At 60.1% G+C, this 17,165-nt stretch carries 18 protein-coding genes; all 18 read left to right on the forward strand.

Annotated features, from left to right (window positions below; genetic code table 11):
* Window positions 1–69 precede the first annotated feature (69 nt).
* The 18 genes from fabD (at window position 70) to nagZ (ending at window position 17,162) form a co-directional block, all read left to right on the forward strand.
* Window positions 70–1,020 carry an ACP S-malonyltransferase gene (fabD, locus tag PJE01S_RS22220; RefSeq protein WP_084389709.1) on the forward strand — a complete coding sequence of 317 codons (951 nt, stop codon included), beginning with the start codon at window positions 70–72 and terminating at the stop codon, window positions 1,018–1,020.
* Window positions 1,017–1,763, forward strand: a complete 747-nt coding sequence (fabG, locus tag PJE01S_RS22225; protein WP_068835902.1) for a 3-oxoacyl-ACP reductase FabG — start codon at window positions 1,017–1,019, stop codon at window positions 1,761–1,763. Before fabD ends, fabG begins: the two co-directional genes overlap by 4 nt.
* 161 nt (window positions 1,764–1,924) lie before the next feature.
* The gene (gene acpP, locus PJE01S_RS22230; RefSeq protein WP_068835903.1) at window positions 1,925–2,164 is read left to right on the forward strand and encodes an acyl carrier protein; all 240 of its coding nucleotides are present in this window, start codon (window positions 1,925–1,927) and stop codon (window positions 2,162–2,164) included.
* A 98-nt stretch (window positions 2,165–2,262) separates the two neighbouring features.
* The gene (fabF, locus tag PJE01S_RS22235; RefSeq protein ID WP_068835904.1) at window positions 2,263–3,507 is read left to right on the forward strand and encodes a beta-ketoacyl-ACP synthase II; all 1,245 of its coding nucleotides are present in this window, start codon (window positions 2,263–2,265) and stop codon (window positions 3,505–3,507) included.
* A gap of 47 nt (window positions 3,508–3,554) precedes the next feature.
* The gene (locus PJE01S_RS22240) at window positions 3,555–4,097 is read left to right on the forward strand and encodes a hypothetical protein (RefSeq protein ID WP_068835905.1); all 543 of its coding nucleotides are present in this window, start codon (window positions 3,555–3,557) and stop codon (window positions 4,095–4,097) included.
* The gene (rpoE, locus tag PJE01S_RS22245) at window positions 4,094–4,729 is read left to right on the forward strand and encodes an RNA polymerase sigma factor RpoE (protein WP_068835906.1); all 636 of its coding nucleotides are present in this window, start codon (window positions 4,094–4,096) and stop codon (window positions 4,727–4,729) included. The genes PJE01S_RS22240 and rpoE overlap by 4 nt, the downstream gene beginning before the upstream one ends.
* A gap of 103 nt (window positions 4,730–4,832) precedes the next feature.
* Window positions 4,833–5,459, forward strand: a complete 627-nt coding sequence (locus PJE01S_RS22250) for a sigma-E factor negative regulatory protein (RefSeq protein WP_245660930.1) — start codon at window positions 4,833–4,835, stop codon at window positions 5,457–5,459.
* A 90-nt stretch (window positions 5,460–5,549) separates the two neighbouring features.
* On the forward strand, window positions 5,550–6,524 hold the full coding sequence (locus tag PJE01S_RS22255; RefSeq protein ID WP_281178637.1) for a MucB/RseB C-terminal domain-containing protein: 975 nt from the start codon (window positions 5,550–5,552) through the stop codon (window positions 6,522–6,524).
* Window positions 6,525–6,645: 121 nt separating this feature from the next.
* Window positions 6,646–8,106 (forward strand): DegQ family serine endoprotease, encoded by a 1,461-nt coding sequence (locus tag PJE01S_RS22260; RefSeq protein WP_377372124.1) that lies wholly within the window; start codon window positions 6,646–6,648, stop codon window positions 8,104–8,106.
* 584 nt (window positions 8,107–8,690) lie between these two features.
* The gene (gene lepA, locus PJE01S_RS22265) at window positions 8,691–10,502 is read left to right on the forward strand and encodes a translation elongation factor 4 (RefSeq protein WP_068835908.1); all 1,812 of its coding nucleotides are present in this window, start codon (window positions 8,691–8,693) and stop codon (window positions 10,500–10,502) included.
* Between the two features lie 11 nt (window positions 10,503–10,513).
* Entirely contained in the window at window positions 10,514–11,479 is a 966-nt protein-coding gene (lepB, locus tag PJE01S_RS22270; RefSeq protein WP_068835909.1) for a signal peptidase I, read from the forward strand.
* 81 nt (window positions 11,480–11,560) lie between these two features.
* On the forward strand, window positions 11,561–11,902 hold the full coding sequence (locus tag PJE01S_RS22275) for a DUF4845 domain-containing protein (RefSeq protein WP_068835910.1): 342 nt from the start codon (window positions 11,561–11,563) through the stop codon (window positions 11,900–11,902).
* Entirely contained in the window at window positions 11,903–12,604 is a 702-nt protein-coding gene (gene rnc, locus PJE01S_RS22280; protein WP_068835911.1) for a ribonuclease III, read from the forward strand.
* Between the two features lie 91 nt (window positions 12,605–12,695).
* Window positions 12,696–13,694 carry a GTPase Era gene (era, locus tag PJE01S_RS22285; protein WP_068835922.1) on the forward strand — a complete coding sequence of 333 codons (999 nt, stop codon included), beginning with the start codon at window positions 12,696–12,698 and terminating at the stop codon, window positions 13,692–13,694.
* 230 nt (window positions 13,695–13,924) lie between these two features.
* Window positions 13,925–14,674: a DNA repair protein RecO gene (gene recO, locus PJE01S_RS22290; RefSeq protein ID WP_068835912.1), complete on the forward strand. Its 750-nt coding sequence runs from the start codon at window positions 13,925–13,927 to the stop codon at window positions 14,672–14,674.
* A gap of 18 nt (window positions 14,675–14,692) precedes the next feature.
* Window positions 14,693–15,502: a pyridoxine 5'-phosphate synthase gene (locus PJE01S_RS22295; protein WP_068835913.1), complete on the forward strand. Its 810-nt coding sequence runs from the start codon at window positions 14,693–14,695 to the stop codon at window positions 15,500–15,502.
* A gap of 181 nt (window positions 15,503–15,683) precedes the next feature.
* On the forward strand, window positions 15,684–16,088 hold the full coding sequence (acpS, locus tag PJE01S_RS22300; protein WP_068835914.1) for a holo-ACP synthase: 405 nt from the start codon (window positions 15,684–15,686) through the stop codon (window positions 16,086–16,088).
* 3 nt (window positions 16,089–16,091) lie between these two features.
* Window positions 16,092–17,162, forward strand: a complete 1,071-nt coding sequence (gene nagZ / locus PJE01S_RS22305; protein WP_068835915.1) for a beta-N-acetylhexosaminidase — start codon at window positions 16,092–16,094, stop codon at window positions 17,160–17,162.
* Window positions 17,163–17,165 lie beyond the last annotated feature (3 nt).

Here is a 17,165-nt window from a genome sequence, read left to right on the forward strand (position 1 = left end):
CTGCTCGTTTTCTTAAAATGCGTGCTGATATTTTCAGGGCTTGAAGATCATGATCAATGGAGTAGTTATTTGAAATCGTTTGCTTTTGTTTTTCCCGGCCAAGGTTCACAGTCCGTGGGCATGTTGGATGCGTGGGGTGACCACCCCGTCATAGGCCAAACACTGGCCGAGGCCTCCGATGCGCTGGATCAGGACGTTGGCCGGTTGATCAAGGACGGCCCTAAAGAGGCGCTGGCCTTGACGACCAATACCCAGCCCGTGATGCTGGTGGCGGGCGTGGCGGCTTACCGGGCGTGGATGGCTGAAACCGGCGCCGCGCCATCCGTGGTGGCCGGTCACTCGCTGGGCGAATATTCCGCGCTGGTGGCGTCGGGTGTATTGTCTCTTGCGCAAGCCGCGCCGCTGGTTCGCTTTCGGGCGCAGGCCATGCAGGACGCCGTGCCTGTGGGCGTGGGTGCGATGGCCGCGATTCTCGGCATGGATGCGGCCAAGGTCATTGACGGCTGTGCCGAGGCTGTTCGAACATTTGGACTCAATACCTCCGAGGTGGTGGAAGCGGTTAATTTCAATGACCCCCTGCAAACCGTCATCGCGGGTAGCAAGGCCGCCGTGGAAAAGGCCTGTGAAGTTCTCAAGGCCAATGGCGCCAAGCGTGCCTTGCCCTTGCCGGTTTCCGCGCCATTTCATTCCAGCCTGATGAAGCCGGCTGCCGAGAAGCTCAAGGAAAAACTGGCGGCCGTCGACTTTGCGGCGCCCCGGATTCCTGTCATCAACAACATCGAGGTCGCCGTCGAGACGGACGCTGACCGTATTCGCGCGGCGCTTTATGAGCAGGCGTTTGGCCCGGTGCGCTGGGTAGAGTGCGTCAGGGCCATCAAGGCGCGCGGCGTGAGCACGTTGGTCGAATGCGGGCCAGGCAAGGTGCTGGCCGGCATGGTCAAAAGAATTGATCCCGAATTGACGGGTGCGCCCTTGTTTGATCCGGCCTCCTTGGCCGAAGTGAAGGAGATGCTGGCATGAACGAAGTGAAGTTTGAAGGACAGGTTGCGCTGGTCACTGGTGCATCGCGCGGCATAGGCGCTGCCATTGCACTGGAGCTGGCCCAAAAGGGTCTGAAGGTGATAGGCACAGCCACCAGCGATGAGGGTGCCGCGAAAATCAGCCATGTCCTGGCTGCATTTCCGGGTTGCACCGGCAAGAACCTGAATGTGAACAATGCGGCAGCGGCCGAGGCGCTGATAGACGGCATCGTCAAGGAATACGGCGGCTTGCAGGTCCTGGTGAACAATGCCGGCATCACCCGCGACATGCTGGCGATGCGCTTGAAGGATGACGATTGGGATGCGGTGCTCGACACCAACCTCAAGGCAGTGTTCCGCATGAGCCGCGCGGTGATGCGCACCATGATGAAGCAGCGCTACGGCCGCATCATCAGCATCACGTCGGTGGTGGGCGCATCCGGCAACGCCGGCCAGTCCAATTACGCGGCCGCCAAGGCGGGCGTGGCCGGCATGACGCGTGCACTGGCACGCGAGCTGGGCTCCCGTAATGTCACGGTCAATTGCGTGGCGCCAGGCTTTATTGAAACCGACATGACGGCCCATTTGCCTGAAGAGCAGCAAAAAGCGCTCCTGGGCCAGATTCCGCTGGGCCATCTCGGCAAACCGCAGGACATTGCGCATGCGGTGGCGTTTATCGCCAGCCCGCAGGCGGCCTACATCACCGGCCAGGAAATTCATGTCAACGGCGGCATGTACATGTAGACGTGAGAATTGTCGAGCCCGTGGTTTCATGAAAACAGCGGGTTCACGGTGGTAAAACACAGGAAAATCGAAGCCGGTTTTTATCCGTCCGGCCCGGCGCTTAGGGCGACAGCTCTAACGCGGTAAAATCACGGATTAATTTACAACCCTCAGAGGGAACTATGAGCGATATCGAAGCACGTGTTAAGAAAATCATTGCCGAACAACTTGGCGTGGAAGAGGGTCAAGTTACCAATGAAAAAGCCTTTGTGGCTGATCTCGGCGCTGACTCGCTTGACACCGTAGAGCTGGTCATGGCTTTGGAAGACGAGTTTGGCATTGAGATTCCCGACGAAGACGCCGAGAAAATCACCACCGTCCAGAACGCGATTGACTACGCGAACACCCATCAAAAGGGCTGAGGCGCAAGGCCATTGCGGCTTTTCATGTCTTCGCCTTTGCCAACATCAAGCCTGAAAAGCCATTCGCGGCCTTTTCAGGTTTTTTTCAGGATTTTTGAATGAGCCGTCGTCGTGTCGTCGTGACAGGTCTGGGTTGTGTTACCCCGGTAGGGAATAACGTGGCCGATTCCTGGTCCAATCTGCTTGCCGGGACGCCCGGTATTGACCTGATCACGCAATTTGATGCAAGCAACCTGGCTTGCAAATTTGCGGGTGAGGTCAAGGGCTTCAACATCACGGACTACATCCCTGAAAAAGAAGCCAGGCACATGGACCGCTTCATTCACCTGGGCCTGGCCGCGGCCTGCCAGGCGGTGGCCGACAGTGGCTTGCCCACGGGCGAGGCACTCGGCGATGAACTCGCTACCCGCATTGGTTGCAATATCGGTTCGGGTATCGGCGGCTTGCCGATGATCGAGCAGACACATGGCGAACTGATGAACCGCGGCCCACGCCGTATTTCCCCATTTTTTGTGCCCGCATCGATCATCAACATGATTTCCGGGCATGTGTCGATCAAATTCGGTTTCAAGGGGCCCAATGTCGCCGTGGTCACGGCCTGCACCACCGGCCTTCATGCGATTGGTCTGTCGGCGCGCATGATTGAGTACGGTGATTGCGATGTGATGATTGCCGGCGGCTCTGAGTCCACAGTCTCGCCTCTGGGCGTGGGCGGTTTTGCGGCGGCCCGCGCGCTTTCAACCCGCAATGACGATCCCAAGACGGCTTCACGCCCCTGGGACAAGGACCGCGACGGTTTTGTATTGGGCGAGGGCAGTGGTGTTGTCGTGCTGGAAGAGTACGAGCACGCCAAGGCCCGCGGCGCCAAAATTTACGCTGAAGTAATTGGCTTCGGCATGAGCGCGGATGCGTACCACATGACGGCTCCGGACATTGATGGTCCACGCCGCTCCATGGCCAACGCGCTGAACAATGCCGGCATCAATGCCGACGAAGTGCAGTACCTCAATGCCCACGGCACCTCGACGCCATTGGGTGACTTGAACGAAACGAATGCCATCAAGGCGGCTTTCGGCAGTCACGCCAAGAGCTTGATGGTCAGCTCGACCAAGTCGATGACCGGTCATTTGCTGGGTGGCGCGGGTGGTATTGAGTCTGTGTTCACGGTGCTTGCGCTGCATCACCAGAAAATCCCGCCGACCATCAATATCTTCAATCAGGACCCCGAGTGCGATCTGGATTACTGCGCCAACACGGCGCGGGACGCCAACATCGAGGTGGCGGTGAAAAACAATTTCGGATTTGGCGGCACCAACGGCACCCTGGTTTTCAAGCGCGCCTGACGCGGCCCGAGTCCCACTCCTCAAGCACTTGCCGAGCCACTGAAGCCTTGACCACGCACAACGCCCCGCCGGTTGTCTATCCGCTGGGGCGTTCTCGTTTCCAGGGTGGGTTGTTGCTGAGCTTGTGGTTGGCTGGCCTGTTGCTGGCAGGGCTTTATTTTTACGTCACCCGCCATCTGGATTGGCGCATGATGTCAGCCGGTATCGCTGTGCTGGGCGCCGGCCTGGCAGCCTATGCGGGGTGGAAAAACGTTCCGTCCGGCCAGCTGGCCTGGGATGGTGAAGTCTGGCGCTGGGAGAGTTCAAGTTACCAGACGGGCGTTGCCGAATACGCCCTTTCCGTGATTGCCGATTTTCAGCATGTGCTGCTGCTCCGGCTCGAGAACCAGGCCCATGCCAGGTTGTGGCTGTGGGTAGAGCGAAAGGCGATGCCGGAGCGCTGGCTGGATTTGCGCCGTGCCGTCTATTCCCCGCGAAAGTCACCGGCCCGCTTGCCGCAGCACGACTTGCCGCAGGCAGAGCCAATGCCGGCTGTGGCAGTATCGGGCACTGTGCCCCCACCCGTTGATGTCGACCCCATAAAACCATGAGCGCCGATGAGCCACTGCTGCCCGCCGAGAAGGCCACCGACAGCGATGCCATGCTGGTCGAGCGCACGCTTGCGGGCGATCAGAAAGCCTATGAGCTGCTGGTCATCAAGTACCAGCGGCGCATTCAACGCCTGATCGGGCGCATGGTTCGCGATGTCGATCTGGTCGAAGACATTGCCCAGGAAACCTTTATACGGGCTTACCGGGCGCTGGCCCAGTTCCGGGGCGAGGCCCAGTTCTACACCTGGCTGTACCGGATTGCGGTCAATACCGCCAAAAAAGCCCTGATGGACCTCAAGCGTGATCCGACCGTTTCCGAGAATTCCTTCAAATCCGCGGATGACGATGAAACTTCCCCGCTGGAAAACGAACTAACAAGCCCGGAAACACCAGATGCCGTGCTGGCCAGCAAGGAAATAGCGGAAATGGTCAATGCGGCCATGGAGGCGTTACCGGAAGAGCTTCGCCAGGCCATTACCTTGCGTGAGATAGAAGGGCTGAGTTACGAAGAGATTTCGGAAGCCATGAACTGCCCTATCGGAACGGTGCGGTCGCGCATTTTCAGGGCGCGCGAAGCGATTTCGGAGAAGGTCAAGCCCTTGCTGGAAAACCAGTCGGGCAAGCGGTGGTGAAACACACGTAGAGCCATTGGCCAATTCATCAATGCGTCAGAGCAAGTTTTCAGCTATCAAGAAACCGGCAGATCCGCTGTCAATGAACATCATGAAACCGTCTATGCAAACCCCAGAACTCATATCTGCCCTGGCCGATGGCCAACTGGGCCGTGAGGATTTTGTTGCGGCACTTCAGGTCTGCCAGCATGACGAGTCCGCGGTTGCCAGCTGGAATACCTACCACCTGATCGGCGATGTGCTGCGCTCGCCGGGTCGCGCGCCTGTGCCCCTGGCGGCGGGGGCGGATCTGGCCTTCGTCAGCCAGCTCAGCCAGCGCCTTGCGCTGGAACCTGTGGGCAGGGCGGAGCTTTCATCCGTTGCGCCTGACTCTGCGCCGGACACTGAGGTCGTCCCCGGGGGGGATCTGATTCATCACCGCGGTCCCGCAGCCAATGATGGCAGTTTTCGCTGGAAGCTGCTGGCCGGCCTGGCTTCTCTGGCGGCCGTTTTCGCCATCGCCTGGAATGCCTCCGGCTTGCTGGCGCCGGCCGCTGCACCGCAACTTGCCCAGGCGCCGGGCGTGCAGCAGGTGGTGGTGGCTTCACCGCAAGGGCCCATGGTGCGCGACGCCCGCCTGGAGGAGCTGCTGGCTGCGCACCAGCAACTGGGTGGAACATCGGCCTTGCAGGTGCCCTCCGGGTTTTTGCGCAATGCTGCCTTTGAGGCGCCACAGAGTGTGGGGCGCTGAGTGAGCATTGCGTTGCGTCAGAGGCTTGTCAAGCCCATGAATCTCAAGCATTTTAGGCGCGTGGCCCTTGCTGTATTTGCCTTGGTAGCTATGAATTATGTAGCGGCTGAGGGCGCGAGGCCGGCCTCTGGTACCGCCGTACCGGCTTCAGCGGCAGAGTCCAAAAGCATCAATGACTGGTTGATGCGCATGCATGAGGCTTCCAAAAAACAGTCTTATATCGGGACCTTTGTCGTGTCGTCGGGCGGGGCCATGTCGAGCGCCAAAATCTGGCATGTTTGCGAAGCCGGTCAGCAGATGGAGCGGGTTGAAACGCTTACGGGTGCACCGCGCTCGATCTTCCGGCACAACGACCAGGTGGTCACCTTCATGCCCGACCACAAGGTGGTCCGCAGCGAAAAACGCGAATCGCTGGGCATGTTCCCGGAATTGCTCCAGTCGACCGACGGCCGTATTGCCGACTTCTACAAGGTTCGGCCAGAGGGGGTGGAGCGCGTCGCTGGCGTTGAGGCCGACATCATTGCGCTGATGCCCAAAGACAACATGCGCTTTGGCTACCGCGTCTGGACGGAGCAAAAGAGGGGCCTGGTGGTGAAGCTGCAAACGCTGGACGTCGATGGCAAGGTGCTTGAGCAGGCTGCATTTTCAGAATTGCAGCTCGATGCGCCCGTCAAGATGGACACGCTCATCCAGATGATGGGCAAGGTGGAGGGCTACCGCGTTGAAAAGCCTGTGCTGGTCAAGACCACCGCCAGTGCCGAAGGCTGGCTGCTGAAGGCACCGGTCCCCGGCTTCAAGGCCATGAGCTGCTACAAGCGCCCGGCTGCGGCCAATGCGGTGGCGGGCGAAGAGCCGCTGCAATGGATTTTCTCCGATGGCCTGGCTTCCGTCTCCATCTTTGTGGAGCCCTATGACCGGCAACGCCATGACAAGGCGTCCAGCCTGTCGCTGGGGGCCACCCAGACGATTACCCGGCAACTGGATAGCTACTGGATCACCGTCATGGGCGAAGTGCCCATGGCGACCTTGCAGCTCTTTGCCAATGGGCTGGAGCACAAGAAGTAAAAATACGGCGGCATCGGCCGAAACTTCGCAAGAAGTTTGCACAATAGGCTGGATTGTTTTTTTTGTCCCTATCCCCATTTCTGCCCAAAGTTTGCTTGCCACCCTATTTATGACGAGGCTGATGATGCTTGAATTGAACCGGAAACCACTGCGTTCCTACCTGGTGGCAGGCCTGATGGCCGTCGTCGCCACCACCGCCGTCCTGCCTGTCCAGCCGGTGTGGGCGCAAAACCGTACGCTGCCCGACTTCACCGACCTGGTGGAGCAGGTGGGGCCCTCGGTGGTCAACATTCGCACGCTTGAAAAAGTCAAGGCCTCGGGTACCGGAAGCGTCGACGAGCAGATGCTGGAGTTTTTCCGGCGCTTCGGCATTCCTGTGCCGCCCAACATGCCGCGCGCGCCGCGTCCGGACCGGAACTCGCCGGACGAGGATCAGCCGCGTGGTGTGGGTTCGGGTTTCATACTCACGACGGACGGCTTTGTCATGACCAATGCCCATGTGGTGGATGGCGCCGATGAGGTCATCGTCACCCTGACGGACAAGCGCGAATTCAAGGCCAGGATCATTGGCGCGGACAAGCGCAGCGACGTGGCGGTGGTCAAGATTGAGGCCAGCGGCTTGCCGGCCGTGAAAATTGGTGACATCAACCGCCTGAAAGTCGGCGAATGGGTGATGGCCATCGGCTCACCTTTTGGTCTTGAGAATACCGTGACGGCGGGCATTGTCAGCGCCAAGCAGCGCGATACCGGTGACTATCTGCCCTTCATCCAGACCGATGTGGCCATCAACCCCGGCAATTCGGGTGGGCCGCTGATCAACATGCGCGGAGAGGTCGTGGGCATCAACAGCCAGATCTATTCACGCTCCGGTGGCTTCCAGGGGATTTCCTTTTCCATTCCCATCGACGAAGCGGTGCGCGTCTCGGAGCAGTTGCGCAGCACCGGCAAGGTGACGCGTGGACGCATTGGGGTCCAGATCGACCAGGTCACCAAGGAAGTGGCCGAGTCCATTGGTCTGGGCAAGGCCCTGGGGGCACTGGTCAGGGGCGTGGAGAGTGGAGCACCTGCAGAAAAGGCGGGCATAGAAGCTGGCGACATCATCACCCGGTTTGACGGCAAGCCGATTGAGAAGGCCAGCGACCTGCCGCGCATGGTCGGCAATGTGAAGCCGGGCACCAAGGCCGTCGTCACCGTGTTCAGGCGCGGTGTTGCCAAGGACCTGTCGGTCATCATTGCCGAAGTGGAGCCGGAAAAATCTGCGCGCAAGGCTTCTGCTACAGAGCCCAAGCCGCCCGTGGCGGGTCCTGCGCAAGCGATGGGGCTGGTGGTCAGTGAGTTGCCTGATGCACAGAAGAAAGAACTCAAGATCAAGGGCGGCGTCAAGGTTGACAACGCCGAAGGAGCCGCGGCCCGCGCTGGCCTGCGTGAAGGTGATGTGATCGTTGCGATTGGCAATGCTGAAATCACCAGCGTCAAGGAGTTCGAGGCTGCGCTGGCGAAGGCCGACAAGTCCAAGGCCATCAATGTGCTGCTCAGGCGTGGCGAGTGGGCGCAGTACGCGCTGATCCGGCCTGTGCGCTGATGATCTGACGCCTGTCGAGGCTGTTTTTGCGACTCGCTAAAAGTGCGTTGCCAGGCTGTCTTGAACGCCCAAAAAACCCTCATTCCCTGCCCGGGTTGGGGGTTTTTTCTGGATTTCGGAGGTTTTTTTGAGGCCCAAAAAATATATTTTTAGGAGAAAAAAGGTCTGGAAAATGTTAGCGTATGCTCACATTGGCTAATTCCAATGACGGATTTGGTTAGAATGCGGCAGGCTTTCGACGCTTTATGGATATATCAAGGCGACTAAGTCATGGAATTTATCGCTATTCCATACTATTCAAGGTTGATCCACAGATCACCCACAAGTTGTCCATAGGTAACCAGCATAGAATTGTTGATAAGCTGTGTATAAGTTTCTTGTTGCAGCCCTGCAACGACACAAATGTGGCTATTTTGGGACTGTTCGCCGCTGGCTTTTTGCCTACAATGAAGTTCCAACTATCGCAGTTGCCATAGATTGTTGGTTCAGGGCGCGTCAATTCTCGACGCGCCCTTTTTTATGCTCTGTTGCGAATGGCCTCTAATCTCTTCGCAATACTTTCAAGTACTTAGGCGTTCACGTTGATGAATCACATCAGAAATTTTTCGATCATTGCGCACATTGATCATGGCAAATCCACGCTCGCAGACCGCCTCATTCAGCGCTGCGGTGGCTTGCAGGATCGCGAGATGAGTGCGCAGGTACTTGATTCGATGGATCTTGAAAAAGAGCGTGGGATAACCATCAAGGCGCAGACCGCTGCGCTGAAATACAAGGCACTCGATGGCCAGATCTACAACCTCAATCTGATCGATACACCGGGCCATGTCGACTTCTCCTATGAAGTGAGTCGCTCGCTGTCTGCCTGTGAAGGTGCGCTGCTGGTGGTGGACGCCAGCCAGGGTGTGGAAGCACAGACCGTGGCCAATTGCTACACCGCGCTCGACCTCGGCGTGGAAGTTGTGCCCGTGTTGAACAAGATGGATTTGCCGCAAGCCGATCCCGATAACGCCAAGCAGGAAATCGAGGACGTGATCGGCATCGATGCGACCGATGCGATTCCCTGCAGTGCGAAGACCGGCATGGGCATCGACGAAATTCTTGAAGCCGTGGTGGCCCGGGTGCCGCCACCCAAGGGCAATCCGGATGGCCCGCTGCGCGCCATGATCATTGACAGCTGGTACGACGCCTACGTGGGCGTGGTCATGCTGGTGCGTGTGGTGGACGGGCGCCTGGCCAAGGGCGACCGCATCAAGCTCATGGCCAGCGAAGCCATGTACAACGCCGAGCAGCTGGGCGTCTTCACGCCGCATACCGAGCCGCGCCAGTCACTCGAAGCCGGTGAAGTGGGCTTTGTGATCGCGGGTATCAAGGAACTCCAGGCCGCACGCGTGGGTGACACCATCACCCTGATCAAGCCTGGCACGGGGGGCGCTGCGTTCACGGCCACCGAAGCGCTGCCTGGCTTCAAGGAAATCCAGCCCCAGGTGTTTGCCGGGCTGTACCCGACCGAAGCCAGCGAATATGACTCCCTGCGCGATGCGCTGGAAAAACTCAAGCTCAACGATGCCTCGCTGCACTACGAACCCGAAGTCAGCCAGGCGCTGGGCTTTGGCTTTCGCTGCGGCTTCCTCGGCCTGCTGCACATGGAGATTGTTCAGGAGCGGCTGGAGCGGGAGTTCGACCAGGACCTGATCACGACGGCGCCCAGCGTGGTCTATGAGGTGCTCAAGGCCGATGGCGAAGTCATCAAGGTCGAAAACCCTTCCAAGATTCCAGATGCCGGCAGGGTCAACGAGATCCGCGAGCCCATCGTGACCGTGCATCTCTATATGCCGCAGGACTATGTGGGTGCGGTCATGACGCTGGCCAACCAGAAGCGCGGCGTGCAGCTGAACATGGCCTACCATGGCAAGCAGGTCATGCTGACCTATGAGATGCCGCTGGGCGAGATCGTGCTGGACTTCTTTGACAAGCTCAAATCCGTCTCGCGCGGCTACGCGTCGATGGACTATGAGTTCCTGGAGTTCCGGGCCTCCGACGTGGTGAAGGTCGACATTCTGCTCAACGGCGAGAAGGTCGATGCGCTGTCCATCATTGTTCACCGCAGCCAGTCGGCCTACCGCGGGCGCGCGGTGGTGGCCAAAATGCGCGAAATCATTTCGCGTCAGCAGTTCGACGTGGCGATCCAGGCGGCCATTGGCGCCAACATTATTGCGCGTGAGACAATCAAAGCGCTGCGTAAAAACGTGATCGCCAAATGCTACGGCGGCGATATTTCACGAAAACGCAAGCTCCTCGAGAAACAAAAAGCGGGTAAGAAGCGCATGAAACAAATCGGTTCGGTGGAAGTGCCTCAAGAGGCCTTCCTGGCTATCTTGCAGGTAGAAGAATAATGCGTGGGGCGATGAGTTCCATCACGGCGGTGGTGCTGGCGGCCTTTGTCGGCTACGGCGCCGCCTGGTATTTTGGCGCGCTGGAAGGCAACTTCTCCCTGCTGCTGTTTCTGGCGACGGTGGTGACGGGGCTTTACTGGCTGGCGGAGCGCTTTTATTTCCTGCCGCAGCGGCACCAGGCCGTGGCGACGCTGGAAGCCAGTGCGGCCAAACGCCAGGCCGAACTGGCCAAAATGGGCATCAGCCAGGTTGACGACAACACCAGCGAAGCCAAAACCCGGCTCATCATGCAGCCCTGGTGGCTGGACTGGACGGCCGGCCTGTTCCCGGTGATCGTGGTGGTCTTCCTGCTGCGCTCCTTTTTGTTCGAACCCTTCAAGATTCCGTCGGGCTCCATGATCCCGACCTTGCTGATCAACGACCTGATCCTGGTCAACAAGTTTCACTACGGCATACGCCTGCCGGTGCTCAACACCAAGGTGCTCGACAACCACAGCCCGCAGCGCGGCGACGTGATGGTGTTCCGCTACCCACCCAAGCCCAGCCTGGACTACATCAAGCGCGTGGTGGGCGTGCCCGGCGACGAGGTGGCCTACCTCAACAAGAAGCTCACCATCAATGGCAAGCCGCTGGCGAAGACGCCCCTGCCTGATTTCTTTGATGAAGATGCGCTGCGCTACGCCAAGCAGTTTCAGGAAACCAATGGCGACAGGACCTACCGCCTGCTCAATGACGACGACAGGCCGGCCTTCATTCCCGGCGCGGATGACTTTCCATTCAAGGAAAATTGCCGCTACAGTAGCGAGGGCGTGGTTTGCAAGGTGCCTGAAGGCCACTACTTCATGATGGGCGACAACCGCGATAACTCGCTGGATTCCCGTTATTGGGGCTTTGTTCCAGAGAAAAACATCGTGGGCAAGGCCTTCTTTGTCTGGATGAATTTCGGCAACCTCAAGCGTATTGGATCTTTCCAGTAATTCGACGGGGAGCTGCTACAGCAGGCTCTGCAATCCAGAATGCCCATGGCTTTGTCTTTGTTCTAGTAGCGCAGGAAAAAAATGAAACATCAGCAACGCGGCATCTCCTTCATCGGCCTTCTGTTTGTGGGCGGCGTGATTGCCTGCGCCGGCATCCTGGCGGCCCAGGTGGTGCCGACCCTGATTGAGTTTCAGGCCATCACCAAGGCGGCCAACAAGGCCAAAGAGGGCAGCACCGTGGCCGAAGTGCGGTCAATTTTCGACAAGGCCGCCGCCATTGACGACATCGCTTCAATTTCCGGCAAGGACCTGGAAGTCAGCAAGGAAGGCGAAAAAACCGTCGTTGCCTTTGCCTACACCCGGGAAATCCACATGGCCGGTCCCGCCTTCTTATTACTCAAGTACAACGGTCGATCCAAATAAGTGCGAGCCAGTGCCCTCTCAAGTCCAGACCTGCTGGCATTGCAAAAACGTCTGCAGCACGATTTTGCCAACCCCAAGCTGCTTGCGCAGGCGCTGACGCATCGCAGCTTTTCGGCTGACCACAACGAACGTGTCGAGTTTCTGGGCGATTCCGTCCTGAACCTGGCGGTGGCAGGCCTGCTTTATGAGCAACTGAGCCAGTTGCCCGAGGGGGATTTGTCCCGCGTGCGCGCCAACCTCGTCAAGCAGGACACCCTGCACAAGCTGGCCGTGGTGCTCGGGCTGCCCGACATGCTGCGTCTGGGGGAGGGGGAGGCCAAGTCTGGCGGGCACAAGCGGCCCTCCATCCTGGCGGATGCACTGGAAGCGGTGATAGGCGCGGTGTACCTGGACGCGGGCTTCGACAAGGCCGACCAGCTGGTGCGCCGCCTGTTCAAGGATGTGGAAATCAACCCCCAGATGCAGGCCATCGGCAAAGATCCGAAAACCGAATTGCAGGAGTGGTTGCAAGGGCGCAAAATGAGCCTGCCCATATACCGGGTCGTGGGGACTATGGGCGCCGCGCACAAGCAGACATTTGATGTCGAGTGCGAAATCACCGAATTTGGCCGGGCCGAACGCGGCATCGGTGGCTCGCGGCGGGCCGGTGAACAGGCCGCCGCGGCGGCCATGCTGATGTTTGTCAAAACACTGAATTCCTGAATCAGCGCTTCCAGCGACAAGCGCTGCAGCCCAACACCATCCAATCAAAATTATGAGCACAGCTAAAAAAGAGCCGAAGCAGCCGGCGGCGATGCCATCGGCGGCACCCGTCGAGCCGGGTCAAGCCCCCGATGCGCTGGAGGCCATGCTGGCCCAGGCCCTGTCATCGCGGGGCGCGGCACAGCCCGCAGCTGAAAAACCGCCTGTCGATGAGCAGCGTTGCGGCCTGATCGCCATTGTTGGCAAGCCCAATGTGGGCAAATCCACCCTGCTCAATGCGCTGGTGGGCCAGAAAGTCAGCATCACCTCGCGCAAGGCGCAGACCACGCGCCACCGCATTACGGGCATGCGTACCGTCAAATCCACCCAGTATGTCTTTGTCGACACGCCGGGCTTTCAGACCCGGCACGGCAATGCCCTGAACCGTTCGCTGAATCGCACCGTGGTGGGCGCCGTGAACGACGTGGACCTGATTGTTTTTGTGGTCGAGGCCGGTCAGTTCAACCTGGCCGATGCCAAGGTGCTGGCGCTGCTGCCCGAAAAAACGCCGGCCATTTTGCTGGCCAACAAGTTTGACCTGATTCACCGCCGCGCGGAAATCGCCCCCTGGCTGCGCTCCATGCAGGAGCGGCACAACTTTGCCGAGTTTGTGCCCATGTCGGCCAACAACGCCAAGGACATAGAGCGGCTGTTCGGCATTTGCGAAAAATACCTGCCGGTGCAGCCCTGGATGTACGGCGCCGACGAGCTGACCGACCGCAGCGACCGCTTCATGGCCGCCGAGATCATTCGTGAAAAGCTGTTTCGCCTGACCGGTGACGAGCTGCCCTACACCTCGACCGTGGTCATTGACCAGTACGAGGAGGAAGGCAATCTGCGCAAGATCGCCGCCACCATCATCGTCGAGCGCGATGGCCACAAGGGCATGATCATTGGCGAGAAGGGCGAGAAGCTCAAACGCATCGGCACCGAGGCCCGGCACGAGCTGGAAACGCTCACGGGCGGCAAGGTGTTCCTGGAAATCTGGGTCAAGGTCCGCTCGGGCTGGGCAGACGACGAGGCCCGCGTCAAGACCTTTGGGTATGAGTAGATGGCCCCCACGGTCGCTCACTGCGTGTAGCTCCCGAGGCCTTGCAGGCCGCGGCTCGCGAGACGCTTCGCCTCTGTCGCCTGTCCAAAGCTGCTCAAGCAGCTTTGGAGCCGCAGGCTCCAGCCCCTCGGGGGCCGCTGCGCCTGCGGCCCGGCGAAGCCGGTTCCGCGGCTTGCCCTTGCTCGCCCGCGTGGCGATGAGCTGCGGGTCTCCTGCCTGAGGCCTTGACCATGGCCACCCAACGCATCAGTAACGAGTCCGCCTATGTGCTGCACCGTTATGACTGGAGCGAGTCCAGCCTGATTCTGGAGGTGTTCACCCGCCATTACGGTCGGGTGGCGCTGGTGGCGCGCGGCGCCAAAAAGCCCAGTTCCAGCTTCCGTCCGATTTTGCTGCCGCTGCAGCCCCTGCACCTGGCTTTCGGCGGTGATGCGGAAATCCGCACCCTCAAAAGCGCCGAATGGCAGGGCGGCCATGTCATGCCCACGGGGGATGCCCTGCTGTCGGGCTATTACCTCAATGAATTGCTGATGCGCCTGCTGGCCCGCGATGACCCGCATCCGGTGCTTTTTGATGCTTATTCGGCCACGGTGCAATTGCTCGCCAGCCAGAGCATAGACACCTTGCAACTGGCCTTGCGTGCATTCGAGCTGCGTTTGCTGCGTGACATAGGCCTGCTGCCCCTGCTGGACGCCGAAACGGCGACCCTGGCGCCCCTGGAGCCGCAGACCCGTTATGTGCTGGTCGCCGAAGCGGGCCTCAGGCCGGCCCATGACGACGACCGCGCCAGCCTGTCCGGCGAGCAGTGGCAGGCGCTGCAGCAGGCGCTGGCTGACAATGCCCTGTTTTCCGACACGGTGCGGGCCTGTATTCCCGGCCTGAATGAGCTTAAAACCCAGCTGCGCGCGCTGCTGCACTACCATTGTGGCGTGAAGGTCCTGAAAACCCGGCAAATGATGATGGACCTGCACGCCCTTTAACGACCCGACCTCACCGCCATGACCACCGCCCAGACCACCCCCCCAACGGTTCCCGCAAGCGCTCGCAAGACGGCCTTGTCGGTCAATATCAACAAAGTCGCGCTGCTGCGCAATACCCGGCACCTCGACATCCCCAACGTGACGCGTGCCGCAGAGTTGTGCCTGGAGGCCGGTGCCCAGGGCATCACGGTGCATCCGCGGCCTGATGAGCGGCATATCCGACCGGATGACGTCTACGAGCTCGCCGCACTGATGAAGGACTGGCCTCATTGCGAATTCAATATCGAGGGCAATCCTTTCCACAACCTGATGGATTTTGAGCGCAACCTGTCCGCCAGAGGCCTGCCGCTGCACCAGTGCACTTTTGTGCCAGACAGTGCGGAGCAGTTCACCAGCGACCACGGCTGGTCGTTTCCGGACGACGCCAAACGCCTCAAGCCACTCATCGAGCAGGTGCATGCGCGTGGCGTGCGGGTGAGCCTGTTCATGGACCCTATCCCCGAAGCCATGGTCGCCGCCAAGGCGGTGGGCGCCGACCGTGTGGAGTTCTACACCGAAAGCTACGCACGGGCCTGGTCGGGTCCGCAAAAAAACAAGGTTTTAAGTAGTTTTGTCGAGGCTGCACGGGCGGCGGCAGCTATTAATTTGGGAGTAAATGCCGGCCACGACCTGAACCGCGACAACCTCAGCGAATTCCTGCGTGCGGTGCCCGGTGTGCTGGAAGTGTCGATTGGCCACGCCCTGATCGCCGACGCCCTGGAGCTGGGCTATGCCGCCACGGTGAAGGACTACCTGCGTTGCATCAATGAGGCGTTTACTCCCGCATGAAGGCGCTGAACGGACAATTTTCCGCCAAGCCGCCCCAAGGAAAATCAGCCCCCGAGGGGCTGACGTCCGCGGCTCCAAGCCTGCCTGCGCAGGCTTGGACGGACGGAAGAGCCGTTGCGTCTCGCGGCGGCACGTCCAGCGAAGGACACGCCAGTGCCGGGCGTGGGGGCCATTTTCTCTGATGATTTACGGCATAGGCACCGACATCTGCGATGTGCGCCGCATTCGCGCCAGCCTGGAACGCCACGGTGAGCGCTTTGCCCAAAGAATTCTCAGCGACGGCGAGCTTGCCACCTGGAAAGCCCGCAGCGCGCGCTGGCCGGACCGCGGCGTGAGCTACCTCGCCACGCGTTTTTCGGCCAAGGAGGCCTTCAGCAAGGCCATAGGCACCGGCATGCGCCTGCCCATGACCTGGCGTCACTGTGAAATTGCCAAGGCGGCCAGCGGCAAGCCCGAGATTGTCTTGCACGGTGCGCTGAAGGCCTGGTTTGAGGCGCAGCAACTCACCGCCCATGTGTCCGTCACCGATGAAACCGACTACGCCGCCAGCTTTGTGGTGGTTGAACACGCCAATAAATCCCTTTAAACCATGACTGCCCACGTTTGCGAACACGCTCCCCTCATCATTGACATCGCCGGCCTGTCGCTCAGCGAGGCCGATCGCCGCCGCCTGCAGCACCCGCTCACCGGCGGCATTATTCTGTTTGGCCGCAACTGGAAAGACCGCCGCCAGCTCAGCGAACTCTGCGCCGAGATCAAAAGCCTGCGCCAGGATTTGCTGATTTGCGTCGACCACGAAGGCGGCCGCGTGCAGCGCTTCAAGGCCGACGGCTTCACCCATTTGCCGCCCATGCGCGCGCTGGGCGAGCTCTGGATCAAGGACCAGCTGGCCGCCACCAACGCCGCCACCGCCTGCGGCTATGTGCTGGGCGCCGAGCTGCGCGCCTGCGGCGTGGACTTCAGCTTTACCCCGGTGCTGGACCTCGACTTTGGCGCCAGCGGCGTCATCGGCGACCGCGCCTTTGGCCGCGACCCGCGCGTGGTCACCTTGCTGGCCAAAAGCCTGATGCACGGCCTGCTGCAGGCCGGCATGGCCAACTGCGGCAAGCATTTCCCCGGCCACGGCTTCGTCAAGGCCGACTCGCACACCGACATTCCGGTCGACAAGCGCAGTCTGAAAGCCATTCTGGCCGACGACGCCGCGCCCTACGAGTGGCTCAACACCACGCTGACCAGCGTGATGCCGGCGCATGTGATCTACCCCAAGGTAGATGCCCGCCCCGCTGGCTTTTCGGAAAAATGGCTGACCTTCATCCTGCGCGGGCACCTCGGTTTTGGCGGTGCGATTTTCAGCGACGACCTGAGCATGGCCGGCGCGCGCCTGATTGACGGCAAGGAAGTCAGCTACACCGAGGCCGCCGTCACGGCCCTCAACGCCGGCTGCGACATGGTGCTGCTGTGCAACCAGTCGGTGGGCGAGGGCAAGCCGGTGGACGAGCTGCTCGACGGCATGGCCGAGGCGCTGGTCAAAGGCCAGTGGGAAGCGCTGGAGTCGAGTGAGATGCGCCGGCTCGACCTGCTGCCAACGACGCCGGCCCACGAATGGGACGAGCTGATGTTGCACCCGGCCTACATGCATGCGATGGGCTTGATTCCCTAAGAA

The organism is Polaromonas jejuensis NBRC 106434 (assembly GCF_001598235.1).
Lineage (GTDB): Bacteria > Pseudomonadota > Gammaproteobacteria > Burkholderiales > Burkholderiaceae_C > Polaromonas > Polaromonas jejuensis.